This is a genomic window from Psychroserpens burtonensis DSM 12212 (genome assembly GCF_000425305.1).
Lineage (GTDB): Bacteria > Bacteroidota > Bacteroidia > Flavobacteriales > Flavobacteriaceae > Psychroserpens > Psychroserpens burtonensis.
Map to the genome: position 1 here is coordinate 1 of NZ_AUDE01000039.1, position 17,072 is coordinate 17,072.

The 17,072-nt window shown below is 34.8% G+C and carries 11 protein-coding genes and 1 pseudogene; 4 read left to right on the forward strand and 8 right to left on the reverse strand.

What is annotated here, in order from left to right; all coding sequences use genetic code 11:
- The 5 genes from H593_RS19385 to H593_RS19390 all read right to left on the reverse strand — a co-directional run.
- Positions 1-261: helix-turn-helix domain-containing protein (locus H593_RS19385; RefSeq protein WP_037052547.1), on the reverse strand; the 261-nt coding region annotated here is incomplete at its 3' end.
- A 165-nt stretch (positions 262-426) separates the two neighbouring features.
- Entirely contained in the window at positions 427-1,875 is a 1,449-nt protein-coding gene (locus H593_RS0114645) for a pyridoxal phosphate-dependent decarboxylase family protein (RefSeq protein WP_028873124.1), read from the reverse strand.
- A gap of 391 nt (positions 1,876-2,266) precedes the next feature.
- Positions 2,267-3,043, reverse strand: a complete 777-nt coding sequence (locus tag H593_RS0114650; RefSeq protein WP_028873125.1) for a LytR/AlgR family response regulator transcription factor — start codon at positions 3,041-3,043, stop codon at positions 2,267-2,269.
- A complete protein-coding gene (locus H593_RS0114655) occupies positions 3,036-4,082 on the reverse strand; it encodes a sensor histidine kinase (protein ID WP_028873126.1) in 1,047 nt (348 codons plus the stop codon). Before H593_RS0114655 ends, H593_RS0114650 begins: the two co-directional genes overlap by 8 nt.
- Before the next feature lie 154 nt (positions 4,083-4,236).
- Positions 4,237-4,839 carry a hypothetical protein gene (locus H593_RS19390; protein WP_245585064.1) on the reverse strand — a complete coding sequence of 201 codons (603 nt, stop codon included), beginning with the start codon at positions 4,837-4,839 and terminating at the stop codon, positions 4,237-4,239.
- Between the two features lie 679 nt (positions 4,840-5,518).
- Here H593_RS19390 and H593_RS0114665 point away from each other — a divergent pair.
- Entirely contained in the window at positions 5,519-6,919 is a 1,401-nt protein-coding gene (locus H593_RS0114665) for a tetratricopeptide repeat-containing protein (protein WP_157588872.1), read from the forward strand.
- A 278-nt stretch (positions 6,920-7,197) separates the two neighbouring features.
- Here H593_RS0114665 and H593_RS0114670 read toward each other — a convergent pair whose 3' ends face one another.
- The 3 genes from H593_RS0114670 to H593_RS0114680 all read right to left on the reverse strand — a co-directional run bounded on the left by H593_RS0114670 (position 7,198) and on the right by H593_RS0114680 (position 9,582).
- A complete protein-coding gene (locus tag H593_RS0114670; protein ID WP_028873128.1) occupies positions 7,198-8,247 on the reverse strand; it encodes a toll/interleukin-1 receptor domain-containing protein in 1,050 nt (349 codons plus the stop codon).
- Between the two features lie 244 nt (positions 8,248-8,491).
- Positions 8,492-8,983 (reverse strand): hypothetical protein, encoded by a 492-nt coding sequence (locus tag H593_RS0114675; protein WP_028873129.1) that lies wholly within the window; start codon positions 8,981-8,983, stop codon positions 8,492-8,494.
- A gap of 305 nt (positions 8,984-9,288) precedes the next feature.
- Positions 9,289-9,582: a hypothetical protein gene (locus H593_RS0114680; protein ID WP_028873130.1), complete on the reverse strand. Its 294-nt coding sequence runs from the start codon at positions 9,580-9,582 to the stop codon at positions 9,289-9,291.
- 328 nt (positions 9,583-9,910) lie between these two features.
- On the opposite strand from H593_RS0114680, the pseudogene H593_RS19395 reads away from it, so the two are divergent.
- The 3 genes and pseudogenes from H593_RS19395 to H593_RS19400 all read left to right on the forward strand — a co-directional run.
- Positions 9,911-10,845 (forward strand): annotated as a pseudogene (locus H593_RS19395) (IS110 family RNA-guided transposase).
- Between the two features lie 966 nt (positions 10,846-11,811).
- Complete coding sequence (locus H593_RS0114690; RefSeq protein ID WP_028873131.1) at positions 11,812-16,317, forward strand: ATP-binding cassette domain-containing protein; 4,506 nt, start codon at positions 11,812-11,814, stop codon at positions 16,315-16,317.
- 261 nt (positions 16,318-16,578) lie between these two features.
- The coding region (locus H593_RS19400; RefSeq protein ID WP_037052550.1) for a transposase at positions 16,579-17,072 on the forward strand (494 nt) is incomplete at its 3' end.

Here is a 17,072-nt window from a genome sequence, read left to right on the forward strand (position 1 = left end):
TATTCGTTTTTTAAGCTCATCAGTTAAGATTATAGGCTTGGGTTTCAAACAATGTCTATTAATTGCCTTCTGTTGAGCGTGTTCTGGAATATAACTACCAGCTGTACTTCCTCTACTTGGCGTGTTTCTTTTTAACTCTCTTGATACTGTACTTTTATTGACACCAATAATTATTGCTATTTGTGTAATAGTAATTCCTGTCTCTAATAATGCAGAGATTTGATACCTTTGTGACAAGGTCAATTGTTTATAATGTTTCATTCAAAACGAATATAAATATTGAGCCTAAAATAGATGGGGCTAGCCCCATCTATTTTAAATATTCGTGTTGCACTTATAACTTGAACTTAGAGTTAATTGAAATTTAGGAAATTTAATTTTCTTAATCACCCTACTTATGCTTTATAAATTTGGTCTGCTATTAGTTTAATTTAAATCAATTGATATTTCCCTCACATGCGCTTTAATAATATCCAATAAAAGTTCTATTTGAACGAGATGGGTTCTAAATGATACTACCGCGATCCGTATCCAAAAGGTTCCATTGATGGTCGTTGATGATAGGAATATGCGTCCATCGTTTTGAATAGCCTGAATCAATTTTTTATTAAAAGAGTCTGCGTTTTTATCGGTGGGAATATACCTGAAAATTGCAATGGAAAGCTCGGGTTCAGGTCCAACTTCAAATCCTTTTATTTTTTTTATTTCGTCATAGAAATATTGAGTTAAGTATAACTTTTCTTCCAATGCAGCTCTGAAAGGTTTTAATCCAAATAGTTTTAGTGGCAACCACATTCTCATTCCTCGAAAATGTTTTGTTTGTTCGGGAGATATATCTGCTGGTGAAATTTCTTCATCAGCATCAATTGTATCCTGCATGTAGTCTGCGAGATACTGATAAGCTTTTAATAATTCACCTTTATTCTTTACAAGAATAGTGCCTGTGCCAAACGGTAAAAAAAGTGTTTTATGAGGATCCAGAGTAATGGAGTCGGCTTTCTGTAGTCCTTTAAATTTGGAATTTAATTTGTGAACTAATTTAAAGAAGCCTCCATATGCTGCATCAATATGAAACCATAGTTTATGTTTTTTTGCAATTTTTGCGATCGATTCAATAGGATCAATTGCTCCCGTATTCGTAGTTCCGAATGATGCACTAATAAAGAAGGGAGTTAGACCGTCTTCTTTATCCTTTATAATTGCTTTTTCTAACTCATTTGCCGAAAGTCTAAGTTTTTTATCTAAAGGAATAAACCTAACAGGTGCCTCTGATAACCCCGAAATTCGAATAGCTTTTAATATGGAATGATGAGCTTGCTCTGAAAGGTAAATTACTGATTTATCAAAATTTCGTGCTTTTAGATTATGAGCTTCCCTAGCTGTTACAAGGGCTACTAGATTGGCAATAGATCCTCCAGAAGTTAAATTGCCAGCAGCATTATTAGGATACCCCATTAAGCGGCACATCCATCGAATGAGCATGTTTTCCAATCGAACTGCTCCTGGAGCAGCAAAAAATACACCTGCATAACGATTGTGAACTGCGGCAATATAATCTCCAAGGGCCGAAGGGTAAAGTCCACCTCCAGGAATATAGCCCATATGTCCACCAGAGGCAGCATTTATTCCCACTTCATCTATATTTGTTTTAGTACTATCTAGCAAGGAGGTTAATGCAGTTGCTTGCTCTTCAATATCAAAATTATATATGTTCTTTCCATTTTCTTCTGAGCTAAAAAAAGCTTTAGAAGTATCCAATTTGTTGATAAATGTATTGCTGTAATCTAAAACCTCTACATTCCATTCATTTCTTTTTTTTACTCCTGGGTCCAAAAGTTTCGATATTTTTTCTAATTCTTTAATCCTATTTTTCATATTTAACTTTTAAAATGGGAATGGTTGTCAGTATTGGGTTTGTTAAGTCGTTTTTTTGTGTGTTGATTAAGTATGTTATTATGACTTAAATTCATTCGTTACTTGTCTTTAGATCGTTGAATACGGAAAGTTACATCTTTATGTGCTAGGAATTTCAAATAGGAGTTTAGAAATAGCTAACGTGAAACGGTCATTAAATAAAATATGAATAGCAATTTTCATATTAATTATTACCAATTTGAGTTGTATGTTTATGTACTAAATTTAGTAAATAAATTGTAGATAGAAAGTCTGTTAGGATTATCGTAAGGAATATTTTATCAAGCAATTAATTATACATCATGTAATATCAGTTTTCTGTTTTATAAAAAAGAGGCATTAAGGCTTTGAACTATATCCCTAGCCATGCGTTGAATTCACCTGTGTTATTTTGACTTGTCCTTAATAGTTTACTTTCAGAGTTTAAATATATGGATACCGTGTTTTTATTATACCTTTCTAATTTATCAATAAACTTACGTTGCACACTTTCGCTGCGATTAATTCTAAAAAACTTTTTAGGATCTAAAAAGGTCTCTATTTCTTTAAAGACTGTTTGAGGCATTATATGCCTTTTGTTCATTTTGTCAAAAGCAAAAATAATCCCATTGTCTGCCTGAAAACAAACAATATCTTCCACTTTTAAAAAGTAGATTTCTTGGCGTGTTTTTATAGCGAACTGGTCTTTGTATGCGATACTGTTTTCTTGGTTGTCTTTTAGTAAGTGATGTATCGTGCCAACCAATTCATTATAGTTAGCTGACGAATTCCCTTTTAATCGGATAAATTTATCCCAAGCGTTTGAAAACCGTTCAAAGGAATATGGTTTTAAAAGATAGTCTATGCCATTAGCTTCAAATGCGTTCATTAAAAACTCATTATAGGCAGTAGCAAAAATGATTGGGCAATTTATTGACAGGTCTTTATAAACTTCAAAAACGGTCCCATCTCTTAATTCTATATCAGAAAAAATAAGATCGATGTCATGCGTCTGGCTTAAAAGAGATTTGACATCCGCAACGGTTTCTAGCTCAGCCACAATTTCATAGGAACTACAAGCCTGCTTAAGATATCTTTTAAGTTTTTTTCTGGCAGGAGCTTCATCTTCAATTATCAATATTTTATACATCTGTATGCTTATTTATAAATGGCAATATCACTTTAAATTGCATGTCATTTTCTTCAATCTTGATATCAGTACTTCCTAATAAAGTAAATTGAGTGGACAGGTTTTTAAGTGCCCTACCACTAGTTTTTTTTATATGCTGCTTTTTAATCTTATTATTGGTTACCTGAATATTTTCGTTAATAGAAATAGTAATATGCACAGGGTTTTTGATGACTCCTAAATTATGTTCTATAGCGTTTTCTATTAATACTTGTAAACAAAAGGGAGGAACGCGTATTTCTGGCGTCTTATTGTTTTGATTGATTTCAAAAGAATAACAACCCAAATATTTCTCTTCCATTAATTTAAAATAGCTTTTGGTAAACTGAATCTCTTCTTTTAAGGACACCAGTTTTTTTTCTGATGTAATTAAGGAATAGCGATATAGCTCTGAAAAATGATGTAGAAAATTACTTGCTTTATCCTTGTCTTCTTCAATAAGTTGATCTAGTGTATTCAAATTATTAAACAAAAAGTGCGGATTTAACTGCGCCTTTAGCTGTTGAATTTTACTCGATGCTAATGCTTTGTCATATGCATTCATTTCAAGTCTATAAGTATTGTTCTCCTTTGAGTATAAATGGGCTAGATATAGGCTACCGAATAAGATAAATTCAACAATTTTACCAATATTATCGATCATTAAAGTTTGATGATTAAAATTTTTAGACACCGTATCAAAGATTGTTGCTATAATAATCCCTTGGATATTTGATGCACAAATGTATACTATGAATGCGATGCCAAAGTACTTTAAGTAACCTTTGAGGCTAAAAACTTTCTGCACATTCTTCTTGCGCATATAGCTGATGATAATTTTTATGAAAATAAAAATAATAAAAGCCTCTAAAAATTGTGCAATTGGTCCGTCTGGTAAAAAAACCACATCAAACTTTTGGCCTACGCTAATCCTGTTTTTTACAACAATTACATAGCTTACAAGAAAAATAAATAGGATAAAGTAAGTATCGAGCTGTAAAAATTTTAATAGCTTTTTCATTAGAGTGCAAATTAAGAAACTTCCTTGAAACAGAGATCTTATGTTTCAAGGAAGTTTTAGATTCCTATAAAATTACTCTGGCCATGAGTTGGTTACCTTACCTTCGTCATCATACACTTCTAGTTTTACATTGTTATTTTTATCAACATAAAAATTACCTTTCCTCTTTCCTCTTTCCGTCATTTCCAAATAGAAATAATCCATTATTTTGACTTCCAGTTTTTCCTAGCAGTATCCTTGGCGTCCCCCCTATAAGTCCTTGAGCATAATATTCTTTGCGTTTTTGTCTCCTTAATTTTTTATCTGTAATACTATTTATCTCTGCAAATATTTTATTATGTTCTTCCCGAGATACGTTTGCAGTACGGTCGCTAAACCTTAAAGAACTCGATACCGTTCTTTTATCACCTCTTGCGTCATCAGTTGTTAAGAGTTGCATCACCTGGTCGCCGTCATATCGATCATATGTTGATGAAAGTCCAGAATTATGCCCATTTTCATTTTTGGCACCGTCATATATTAAACCGCCACATTCAAGACCATCTTCATTAAAATATAACATTCCTGATCGTTTTTTTCTGTTTTTATTTATAGCTTTACCATTGACTATAGTTTCTCCATTCGGAAACTGTGCTACATTGGTAATGATCATTTTAACAGTACCGTCAGCTTCTACAATGTTAATTCGTTCCACATCAATAGTTCCGAATTTTTGATTTTCATTCGTTTTAAAAGCAAACAATAGCAATACGCTCATAATAGCTGCCGTGCTGACTGCAAATGTTCTTAGTAATACCAATTCTCGATTTAATTTTTTCATTGTCTCTAATTTTAATTGTTTAATTATTTGAGACAATGGTAGTGGTATAATCGAATCATGACAAGTGCTATATAATGAGTGCAGGAAAATACCAGTTCAAATAAGGAAAAAGTAGGTTGAGTGATTCTCTAAGTCGTCTTATTAAATCAGTAACCCAATTGTTGACTCGATTCAGCCTTTTAAACTATGAGTTTTACTAATGCTTACTTTTTTTGAATATTAATTGTAGCCTAATTAATCACTAATCTGTAGCTATTTCCCCTAGTTCCGTCTAGTATTAATATATTACTTAATTCTTATTATCTTCTGTTATTTTTATAGCAATTAGACCTCTTATTGACATTACGCAGACGACAGCTTTTATTCGGTCTTTAGCTGTTCTTTTTGAAAGTATTGAAATGCTATTTCGGTATCTTTTATTATGCCTTTGTGGTTATGGATTGCTTACGATTTTCTATCTGCTTTATAATCAAAGGCAGGTAATTCTTATCTCCTGATAGGTCACTTGTATAAAATTAATTATATTGTAGATTTCAAATGAATTACTTCAACTATTAATTATTTAGACCGTCAAATTCAACTATAGTAGGTACTAATTATTACAAAAATAAAAGGCATGATAGCATCCTTTATAATGGATTTAGTAATTGAGGAAGCGATAGAAAATGCAGTAGAAATTCCTCTAAATACAGTATTAGATATTAAACAGACTAAGAACAGACAATTGGTAGCTTATAGACAGGTTTCAGAATATAAGAATGCGATTTTGTTTATACACGGTTTTACTGGTAGCCCCACCGAAACTTTTTCCAATATTCCAGAATTATTAATGAAAGAAGAAAAATTAAATGGATTCAACATTTTATCTTTGGGTTATAGTTCTAGTTTAATGCCAGATTTGTCTAGTCGATTTTGGTCTGCCGACCCTGACATAGAAAGTCTATCAATATACTTCAAAACAATAGTTGAAAATCAACTAAGTCATTATGACACTATAGCTGTTATTGCTCATAGTATGGGAGGTCTGGTTGCTCAAAATGGGCTGTTAAAGTTGTCTGAAGAAACATTTAAAAAAATAACTAATTTTATTATGTTTGGAACTCCAAGTGGCGGTTTAGAAATTGCCAACTCAAAGTTTTTAGGAGCGTTTAAAAGACAATCTCTAAATATGGGGTCTAAGAGCGAATTTATTCTAAACTTACGAAGTAATTGGAGTAAAAAGTTTAATGATCAATATCCTTTTGAGTTTAAAACTGTTGCCGGTTTATCAGATCAATTTGTTAAAATAAATTCATCTCTTCTACAATTTCATGAACGCTATAGATATCAAATTGAAGGAGACCATTCATCAATGGTTAAAGCAGAGAATAATTTAGATATTCAAAATCAATGCTTTGCTATTATTGTAAATGATTTATCTCCATATAACACAGAGTCACTAAAAGCTAGTTCATTAGCTTTAAATAATTTAATTGCAAACTATAAAAAAATAGTCCGCGAACTTGAAATTGAAGTTGATAATTTAGACGCCAAAGGACTTAAGAAATTAGGGCTTGCATTAGATGGTCTTGGAGAGGAAGATAGGGCCATAGAAATAATTAAAGGTCATAAACTGAGCAATGAAAATACTGACGTCATGGGTGTTTTGGCAGGCAGGTATAAACGAAATTATCTCTATACAGGCAATAAATCCTCGGACGCAGAAAGCGCTATGAAATACTATAGCGATGCGCTAAAAATTTCTATAAAAAAAGAAGATAAGCATCAAATTTATTATCATTCAATTAATCTGGCATTCTTAAGTCTACTGTTCAAAGACAATAGATTAATGATGAAAGAATACGCAGAATTAGCACTTAGTCATTGCGATATGGATACTTTAAATATATGGGAACTATCAACAATTGCAGAATCTAATTTGTATCTAAATAATTTTTCTGAGGCGGAAAAATATTATAAAATAGTTAAAGAAAAAACTAAAAACCAGATTAGAATTAGGAGTAGTATATATATATAAATGCTCGGTTTGCATATAACGCGATATTAGGTCTAGAATAAGATGAAACTTAATGCTAGTGAAAATATCGTCCTATTTTATATATTACCGATATCAATAGTTAAGCGAAGTTAGTTTTTTAAATATTTAAATTCAATGAAAAGACTTTCAACCGAGGCGCAGGATATCAACACTTGACTACTTCAATTTAAAACGACCGTGATAAGCATGAGATATACTACAAATCTCCTATGAGCAGTTGATCTATTATTAAAAAGAAACGAAAAGCAGATGACCACCTATTCAGACATTTTCAATGAAGGTTCAATGGTTAAATCTGAGCTCAATGCTGGATTTCCGTCAAGGAGAATCACAATGGTATAGGTGCCAGGGCCAAATTCACTAAACACACTTTTGCCAATGGTTCCATACCGTTGTAACCAAAAGTTTTTCTTATCCTTTGTAGGTGGGTTATATTCGACTATTTTCTCACCGTCACTCTTTCGATACCATTGCCATCCGAATTCTGACAAAGAAGACATTTCTGTGAGTTTTAAATATGCATAATACTTACCGTCAGAAATGCTATCGGCATTCACTAACATTCCTGGAGGGGTCATATTTGACCGAAAGACAGCATACAAGTTGTTTATATTTTGAGAAAATGTGGTTCCAGAATCTATGGCTTGTCCATTTGCTTCGATTTTTGAGGCAAATACTAGGCCAGGTTGAGGTTTGTTAACTGCTTTACCATTGACAATACCACTGTTATAAACTATAAAAGCTACTATAAGAAGTACTATTATACTCAGAATAATAGCAAACTTTTTAGTATCTATGAGTTTCTGAAAAGAGTTGTTAATATTTTTTTCTGTAGCTTTTGATGGTTGACGTTTCTTGGATATATATTCAATAGGTTCTTTTGTAGTCTGCGTTTCTAAGGTTTTATCGAGCCTTTTTCCGTTTTGTGAAGTATGTGTTTTAATGTCGTTTATAAGATCTTGAAAGGGTTTAGTTTCAGTATCACCTTTCCATCCTATAAGATTAGCTGCTTGAATTCTTCTAAATGCTAAGGGAATCTTTACATTTTCAATCAGGACCGGTATCATTATTTTTCGATCAACCCCATCCTGCACTTCATTGCGTACCCACTCACTTTTGACTGAATGACTCGACCAAAGTACAACGACACATTGAGCTTTACCAAGTGCATCTTCAATAACATCATCGAATGTACTGCCTGAAGGTATTTGCCTATCCCACCAAACCGAAAGCCCAGACTTTTCTAACGCTGAAGATAGTACTTTCGCTTTTTCAATATCTTTACTGGAGTAGCTTAAAAAAATCAATCGTTTATTATTAAGAATAGTTAGAATCTAAATTATTTGAGACAATTAAAATTACGTAATTTTAATTGTCTCAAATAATTTTCTTGATTTTTAATAAATTTAAGAGTTTCATATCTCTTATCAATCTGCTTGCTGCCTTCCAAAGTACTACCCACAATTATAAACGTCGTTCTGTTTCGTTTTTACTGTATCACTATAAAAACCTATTTCAATACTATGTAACTTATAACAGCACAACATCTTACTAATGATAAGCTGTATTATGAGCTAGGGCACCGCCACAAGTACTACAAGCACCAGAACCTCCAGACCCTCCAACACATCCTTTTTTACAAGTATAATGCCATACTCCAGCTTTATTTTGACTAGGTTCGGCAGTAGCTGTAGGAGTAGAAGCAGGAGGATTAGCATAAGGAGCAGAAGAAGTTGGAGTACTATTAGCTTTGGCATGATAAGTAGTGTTATGTGCTAAAACACCTCCACAATTGTCACAACTAACAGCCGACCCAGCGCCTCCAGGGCAGCCTTTATTACAGGTATAGTGCCAGACTCCTCCTAAATTTTGAGCGGGCTCAAGATCAACCGGGTTTGGGTTTATTTTATTTAGTGGAGTAGTCGCATCTAAAACTTCCAATGATTTTGAGGTTTCTTGTTTTGATGCTTTAGTATTATCCTTACAACCGAATAAAAAAATGGCTAAACTGAATGATAAGGTAATAATCTTAAGGTATTTCATAATGGTATTTTTTATAGTTATAGTAATCTAATTTAGATTTTTATGCCCTTTGATTTACGAGCCTATTCAAAATTATATTTTATTATGTAAACTTACATTATATTTTTCATCACTTGGCTTTATTTAACTGTCATCCGTGAATTATCAAATTACAAACTACTTTGTTAGGAATTATTTTATTCCTTTTCATTAAAAATGATACTCGCGTGCGCCCAATAGGTTTTCCTTTAGGAGCAACGCGCCACCCGCTGTCAATAGGGTCGCTAGATCTTCTAGAAAAGAAGAAATATTTATTGTCTGGAGTCCTATAAGTGCAGAAGTCCTTCCATTTTGTATTCATAAGTCCACTGAGACAAATAGGAGTTTGCTATTCGTCTTTCTTTTGAAAGACATAAAAACATTCCGTCTGCTTCGGGCTTTCCGTGCGAAGAGATTAAACAACTTTCATCAGCTGACACAAAAGTATCTCCTGAACCCAATTTTGAAGTCACAACAGGACCTATACTAATTGGAGTATCGAATGTTACATCTCCTAAATATTGAGCTCTATAGATGTCATGTTTACCTACTCCTCTAGGCCTGTTAGATGTGAAATACAAGCTACTATATTCTACTACTGTGGGTTATGATTCTATATAGTCGTCTGCTTAAACCGGTGCGCCTACTCTTGTTGGTTCTTTTTAAAATTCATTCACTATTTCTTATACGCGTCTTAAGTTTGATTTCTAATAAAACAGTTAATTTTAAATATAAATCAGAAGGAAACGGAGAGAGGATTAAGGTTATTATACACGTTGAGGATAGAACCTAGTCAACAAAGCTAACCCCCTCTCTTTTTCATCTATAGCACGTTCAGTTCTGTGCGGCTTAGACCTCGTTTTCATGATGTTGTGTCATCGATGATTGTTCTTTCATAAATATGTTCTTATGAATAAATATAAAGAAACTTTTGGAGTTGACATCAGCAAAGCTGTTTTTGATGTTTATGGCAGCGAAAGTAGGCACGACCAATTCGTAAATGCCCCTAATGGATTTGATTCTTTTTTAAAGGCTTTACCAAGTGATAGTTTAGTTGTCATGGAGACGACAGGTTACTATCATTACAGACTATCACAGTTCTTTGCAAGCATAAAGTAGCGGTTTCTGTAGTGAATCCACTTTCAGTAAAACGTTTTATCCAGATGAAATTATCGAGGATAAAGACAGATAAAAGGGATGCTCAAGCCATTTGTGACTATGGGATCTATAATCAAGTTCCCCTTTATAATGGTATTAATGCTCTTCAAGCGGAGTGTAGACAGTTGCTTAGCTTAAAAGCTAATTATGTAAAGCGACGAACTAGCTCAAAGAACAAGCTTCATGGTGAGGAAGTTCTTGGCAAACCCTCAAAATTGGTGGTACGGTCATTGAACAATGATAAAAGGCACATTGACAGGGAGCTGGTAAAAATTGAGAGTAGGTTGCTAGAGTTGGTTAAAAAATCTTGGCAGTGTGAACTCACACTTCTTAAGAGCATACCAGGAATAGGCGATAAGACTGCTGTTTTTCTAATTGTTGCCACTGATGGCTTCAGTAAGTTTGGGAATGCCTCTCAATTGTGCAGTTACCTAGGAACAACCCCTGTAATCAAGCGATCTGGAAGCAGCGAAAGAGGGCGAAGTAGAATCAGCAAGATGGGGAATAGGCAACTGAGAAACCTAATGTTTATGTACTCTATGTCTGCTTATCAATACAACAAACCGTGCAGGGATATGCACCATCGTATCATAAATAAGGGAAAGAGCAGTAAACTGGCGCTGATCGCAGTCTGCAATAAACTAATACATCAAGCCTTTGCGATTGTTAAGTCTGGGGTACCGTAAGATCCTTATTATATTTCTGTTAGGAAATAGTACTAAAATAACTAATATGATGATGGTAATAGCTTGTTGAACTGGAAATCAATCGACGTAGGGGATTTATTCCATTTCAATAAAGCCAAGCAACGCTTATGCACAAAATTAAGTGAAATTAAATTTGGATTATAACTCAGTTCTTTTTTGCCAAATGCAACGAAAGAGTAGAGTGGTAGGTTTGAGGTTAACATCCGATTTGAAATTTAATTTTATCGGAAGAGTGTTTTGAATTTACTTCTTTAAAACTCAAAAAAAAGCACAATAATTAAGAAATAAGTTTGAGTTAGATTCCGAGTTTAAATAAATGAATAATCAGATTTTGAGTGATCAGAAGCTCCGAGTTGTTTTATTCAGAGTAGAGTGATAAGAGCTTGGAATATTCAATGGTAAGTTATTTCTTAATTATTGAGCTTTGTTTTTTGAGTTGTTTGGGTAACGTTTCGTATAAGGTTAGCTTTCTTTAATTCACGCTCAAATTGGTTCAGCAATATTTTTTATAATTGCTTTGAATATTCTCCGTATGCTATTTCATTATCAAAATCAACAGTTAGATGGTCAGATAATCAGTCCAACAAGCAAAAAAGTCATAATCACTTCCATCACAATTATGCGTAAATTAGTAGAAAGAAATTAAAATTGTTGTAAGCAGTAATATTTTCTTTAGAAACTAGTTTTTCATGATTATTGCCAAGCAGTATCTAACTTAAATTTCAAGTCCTAGTCCTTTACTCTATTTAGATGTTAAATACCTACGTTGTTAAATATCAGAAATTAGAGAATGTTTTAATAAGAAAATGTATAAACGGGATAATGACATTCTAATAATTCAAAATTGTGTTTTATATCTAAAGACAAAAAGGAATATGATGCTTCTGGTGAGCTTTTATATTCTTTATACCTTTGAGTCTTTAAAGTTAAAAAGTATTTTATAGTATGAAAATAACTAATGCTCATCAAAATAACCTCAAGAACATTGATTTAAATATTCCTGAAGATTGTTTGATTGTGGTCACTGGGCTTTCAGGTTCAGGAAAATCCTCCTTGGCCATGGGCGTAATCGCAAATGAAGGCTATCGCTATTTTTTAGAAAGTTTGCCAGCCTACAACCAACAAAACGGGCAAATGATCCCGACGGCTGACGTCGATGACATCCAAGATTTACCACCTGTCATCAAGGTCGAGCAGACGAAACGCTTCCAATCCATCAATACTACTTTTGGCACGCTCTCTGAGTTAGCGGGAGTGTTCAGAATTATATTTGCTCGCTATTCTGGAGATGAAACCATGAGCAAGTCGCTATTTTCTTTTAATCATCCGAAAGGTGCCTGTGAGGTATGTCGTGGAATTGGCGAAGCAGAATATATAGATCTGAATAAACTGGTCGGAGATAAAAATAAGACTCTGCGAGAAGGTGCTATTACCACCACTTTGCCTAACGGCTATATCGTATATTCACAGATAACTGTTGAGGAATTAAATAAGGTCTGTAAAGCCCATGGTTTCAATGTAGATATTCCATGGAAAGAACTTTCAGCCGAACAAAAAGAGGTCGTTTTAAATGGTAGTGACCGCCTCAAAGTATTTTATGGGAAACACGGTTTGGAATCTCGATTGAGGTGGCAAGGGATTAAAGCCAAACCTCGTGAAGAAGGCTATTATAAAGGTATGCTTCCCATTATGCAAGACATTTTAAGACGGGATAGAAATCCAAACATCCTTAAATTTTCTAGTTCTAAAGTTTGCCCAAGTTGTAAAGGTGGTCGTATCAAAAAGGAACAGCTGATCTATCAATGGAATGGTTTGAATTACCAAGCATGGATGGAGCTGTCTTTAAACGATTTATATGATCAGCTGAATCCGCTAGATTTGAATGCTGGAGAAACGCTATTGGTCAATAAAATTTCCATCCAATTATTAGACTTGATCCGTTTGGGTATGGGCCATTACCAGCTGAGCACTCCAAGCACGGCTATTTCTTCTGGTGATGGACAACGCATTAAGCTCATTAGGCAAGTCAACAGTAATCTACAAGGTATTTTATATGTGTTTGATGAGCCTTCCATTGGTTTGTCGTCTAATTACCAAAGCTATTTGCTCCATATTTTAGATCGATTGATCAAGCGAGGTAACACTGTGATAGTAGTGGAACACGATTTGGGTTTTATACAAGCATCAGATTGGATTGTCGAATTAGGTCCAGAAGCAGGAATTCATGGTGGTGATGTGGTTTTTAACGGTTCCATTCAGGACTTTTTAAAGGCTAAACATTTAAATAGTCCTACCTTATCAGCTATCAAAAAGGCTAATGCTCAAGCGATTTCTGAATCTAAAAAGAAGATTAAAAAAGGCTCGGTTAATAGCTTTCTGCCGCAGACTAATCAGCTTTCAGTAGTTAGCCGGAAAACTCCACAGTTGTTAGAACGTATTATAAATTATTGTGAACAGGAACATTTGATCCTTCTCACTGTCACCGATCAAGCGATTGGAAAAACACCGCGTAGCAACCCAGCAACATATACAGGCTTAGCCGACAAAATCCGTGATTTACTAGCGAAAACAACTGAAGCGAAATCCTTAAACATTAGTAAAAGTGCCTTTTCATTTAATAATAAAAAAGGCCGATGTGAGGTTTGCGAAGGAGCTGGCGTAATCACCCTCTCCATGAGTGTGATGGGTACGATCAACCAGATTTGCCCGATTTGTAATGGGAAGCGTTTTAAGGCTGATGTGCTGCGCGTGCATTTTAAAGATAAAAATATTGCTGCTATTTATAACCTCAGTATTGAAGAGGCTTATGACTTCTTTTCTGAGGAAAAAAAGATCACAGAAATTCTGTGTTTAATGATTCAATTAGGCTTGGGATATGTCAAACTTGGGCAGCCTTCTAACACCTTATCGGGTGGAGAAGCGCAACGAATTAAACTTACCAAACACTTCGCCAAGAAATCTAAACAGACACTTTTGGTATTAGAAGAGCCTAGTATCGGGTTACATCAACAAAATATAGGGCAGTTGTTAAATGCTCTAAACAAACTAAAGCCACAAACTGCAGGGATACTTTGCTTTGAAAACCATTCGCTTTTTCCATCGTCATGTGATATTTGGGTGGATAATGCGCTGGAGGTTCAGTCGATTGATACAAAAGAAGAAGCGCCACAGCAACGCGAGCTGATTTCCATTCGGGGTGCACGAACACACACGCTCAAAGACTTAGATTTGGACTTCCCTAAGCATCAATTATCGGTTGTTACAGGCTTATCAGGTTCGGGTAAATCTTCTTTGGTAATTGATACTTTGCATGGCTATGGACTACAAGAAATGACCAAACAGTTTTCTACTTATCAGCAGTCGAGATTTGGTGTGAACTTTCAGTTTGAAGTTGATTACATCGAAGGGCTCACGCCTAGCATTTGCATCACGCGTAAACAAAAAAACGATTCGCAGCGCTCAGATATTGCTAAGCAAACGGGTATTGACAAGATCTTGCGTTTTGCCTTTTCCCGAAAGGCGCAATATGAAGGGGAAGAATTATCAGCCAGCCATTTTTCAAATAACCACGAATTAGGAAAATGTACAGTATGTGAAGGCTTTGGCCAAGAATTACTTCCTGATCTTAATAAGCTGGTATTGGATTCCGATAAAAGTATTTCCACTGGTTTATTCGCTCATAACAAAGCTATTGGCTATTATGGTGATCCTGCAGGGAAGCATATGGCTATTTTAAATAGCGTAGGAGTTGAGAATGGATTTACCTTAGAAACACCATTTAAGGAATTTACATCAAAACAAAAAGAAATTCTATTACAGGGTACAGGAGATAAATTTTGGCTAGCTGATTGGTTGTACCAAACGAAAACCCGAGCGGGCTCACAAGCTTTAAACATGCCATGGGAAGGCCTCTTTAAATACCTTCAAGAGGAATATTTTAAGACTCGAAAAAATAAAAATATCAGTAACCTCACAGCGCTCTTTTCTCATAGAGAATGCAGCCATTGTGATGGCAGTGGATTGAAGCCTGAACGATTAGGATTCTTCATTGCGGGCAAATCTATCCATGCCATTAAATCAATGGATTTTAAAGCGCTAGGTGAGTGGCTTATTGAAAGTGCCAGCATCAACAAAGACATAGATAGAAAACTCCTTTCTAAAATCGAGCCACACCTTCATAATACCATTACCAGAGCAAAGGAATTGCATATTGATCATTTGCAACTCAACCGAAAATCATCCACACTTTCTGGAGGAGAAAACCAACGCGTTGCTTTGATCAAGCAATTGAACAGTCCGCTAAAAGGTATTACTTATTTGTTGGATGAACCTTCAGCAGGTTTATCGCAGGAGAATATTCCTGACCTGATTTGCATCTTGAAAGAGCTCATAAACAAAGGAAATACTGTGATTGTGATTGAACATGATAAATCGATTATTTATGCCGCAGATCATATTGTACAGGTCGGTCCCAAAGCTGGGAAATTGGGCGGCTATATTACGTATCAAGGCAGTACAAAGGGTTTACTTAAACAAGGCGATTGCCATCCTTTTTTGAAGGCTCTTAGCAAAGCGGTGCAACTTAATGAAGGAAATACCCAAATTAATATTCGAAAGCTTGCCAAACATACACTAGAGAAAGACGAATTAGCCTTGCCTATTGGAGGCATTACAGCACTAACAGGAAAATCAGGTATCGGGAAAACCACCTTGGTGAAAGATATCCTAATCCCGAGTATTAAAACTGGTCATCCTGTAAATTGTGGTGGGCTAGACTTGCCTAAAACGTACGCAGGAGCACATTATTTTGAACCCAAAAAGCTAAGGACGTATTCTAATACTTTATTGGTATCTTATTTGGATTTACTGAATGATATCAGTAAAATATTTGCCAACGAAACGGACTTAAAGCCGAAAGACTTTTCATATAAAAACAAAATAAGCCAATGTCCGAACTGTAAAGGCAATGGTTTTGTTGAAACCAGCTTGGACATTACTGCCAATGCCATTGAAATCTGTGAAGACTGCAGTGGGCAACGCTATCAAAAATATATTTTAGCTCATGATATAAAAGCGAAAAATATTGCTGAGGTTTTAGATATGAATATCACGGAATTGAAAGTTTGGTTTACAGGTTTTAAAGCATCTGCAAGCAGCCTCGAATTGATCAAAAACTTAGAAGACATTGGCTTGGCTCATTTAAGCTTAGATCAAACGGTACAATCTCTTTCTTCTGGCGAAAAGCAACGCTTATTGCTCTTGAATTGGTTGCAATATAAGCCGAAAAACGAACTCTTTGTTCTAGATGAGCCTAGTATAGGAATGCATTATGCAGATATTGATTTGCTTTATGATATCTTAGAAAAACTTAGTATCGACAATGATATTTTAGTGATTGAACACAATCCGTATTTACTGGAGAAAATAGGGGTGGGCTTGGTTTTGGCTTAAGTAGCGAAGAAATAATCAATTCAGAATTTCAATCAATTATTATCGTTTAGCTCTTAGAGGTTAGGAGTTATTAATCAGAAAAACACTTTAAGATCGAAACATGAATTTATTTTTTGAAGCGTTGAAGTGCATAAGGTTTTGGTGTGCGTAAGTATGCGATAACGAGTAACAATTTATATACGGTGTGCCTGTTGCACAACTCTGTTTATAAATTTAGTTTAATAGAGTTATATGAGCAAGGTAATTTTATAACTTATTGATATGCAGGGAAAAAAGACATATCAAGAAAAGCTGTTCACTAATGATCCTTTAGTGTTTTTCAAGTTATGCTTAGTGGGTTACTTAGAGAACATCATCAGCGACCGTAAACTCATCCAACATTGTAGTATGCGCTTAGATATTTTATACTTTATAGGTTACGATTTGGATAATGATCTGCCATGGCATTCCACGATAAGTCGCACACGCCAACTCTTCCCAGAAGCAATCTTTGAAGACGTATTTACTAAGGTTTTAGAGATGTGTATATTAAAAGGTATGGTTAGCGGTCATACGCAGACCATAGATTCTGCACCGATAAAGGCAAATGCATCGATGGACAGTTTGGAGCTCAAAGTTCCAGAAGAAGATCTTGAGTCTCACTTATGTAAGATCCGTCACATCAGCGCGATGGACAAGGATGTCCCTTTACGACAAAGTAAAACAAATAGAGCCAGCGAAACACAACAAACTATAACTGCCAACAGTCAAGAATT

Bases quoted from the DNA above. Each gene is read 5' to 3' on its own strand.
- H593_RS0114645 (WP_028873124.1), bottom strand. From the start codon at position 1,875: ATGAAAAATAGGATTAAAGAATTAGAAAAAATATCGAAACTTTTGGAC.
- H593_RS0114650 (WP_028873125.1), bottom strand. From the start codon at position 3,043: ATGTATAAAATATTGATAATTGAAGATGAAGCTCCTGCCAGAAAAAAA.
- H593_RS0114655 (WP_028873126.1), bottom strand. From the start codon at position 4,082: ATGAAAAAGCTATTAAAATTTTTACAGCTCGATACTTACTTTATCCTA.
- H593_RS19390 (WP_245585064.1), bottom strand. From the start codon at position 4,839: ATGAGCGTATTGCTATTGTTTGCTTTTAAAACGAATGAAAATCAAAAA.
- H593_RS0114665 (WP_157588872.1), top strand. From the start codon at position 5,519: ATGATAGCATCCTTTATAATGGATTTAGTAATTGAGGAAGCGATAGAA.
- H593_RS0114675 (WP_028873129.1), bottom strand. From the start codon at position 8,983: ATGAAATACCTTAAGATTATTACCTTATCATTCAGTTTAGCCATTTTT.
- H593_RS0114690 (WP_028873131.1), top strand. From the start codon at position 11,812: ATGAAAATAACTAATGCTCATCAAAATAACCTCAAGAACATTGATTTA.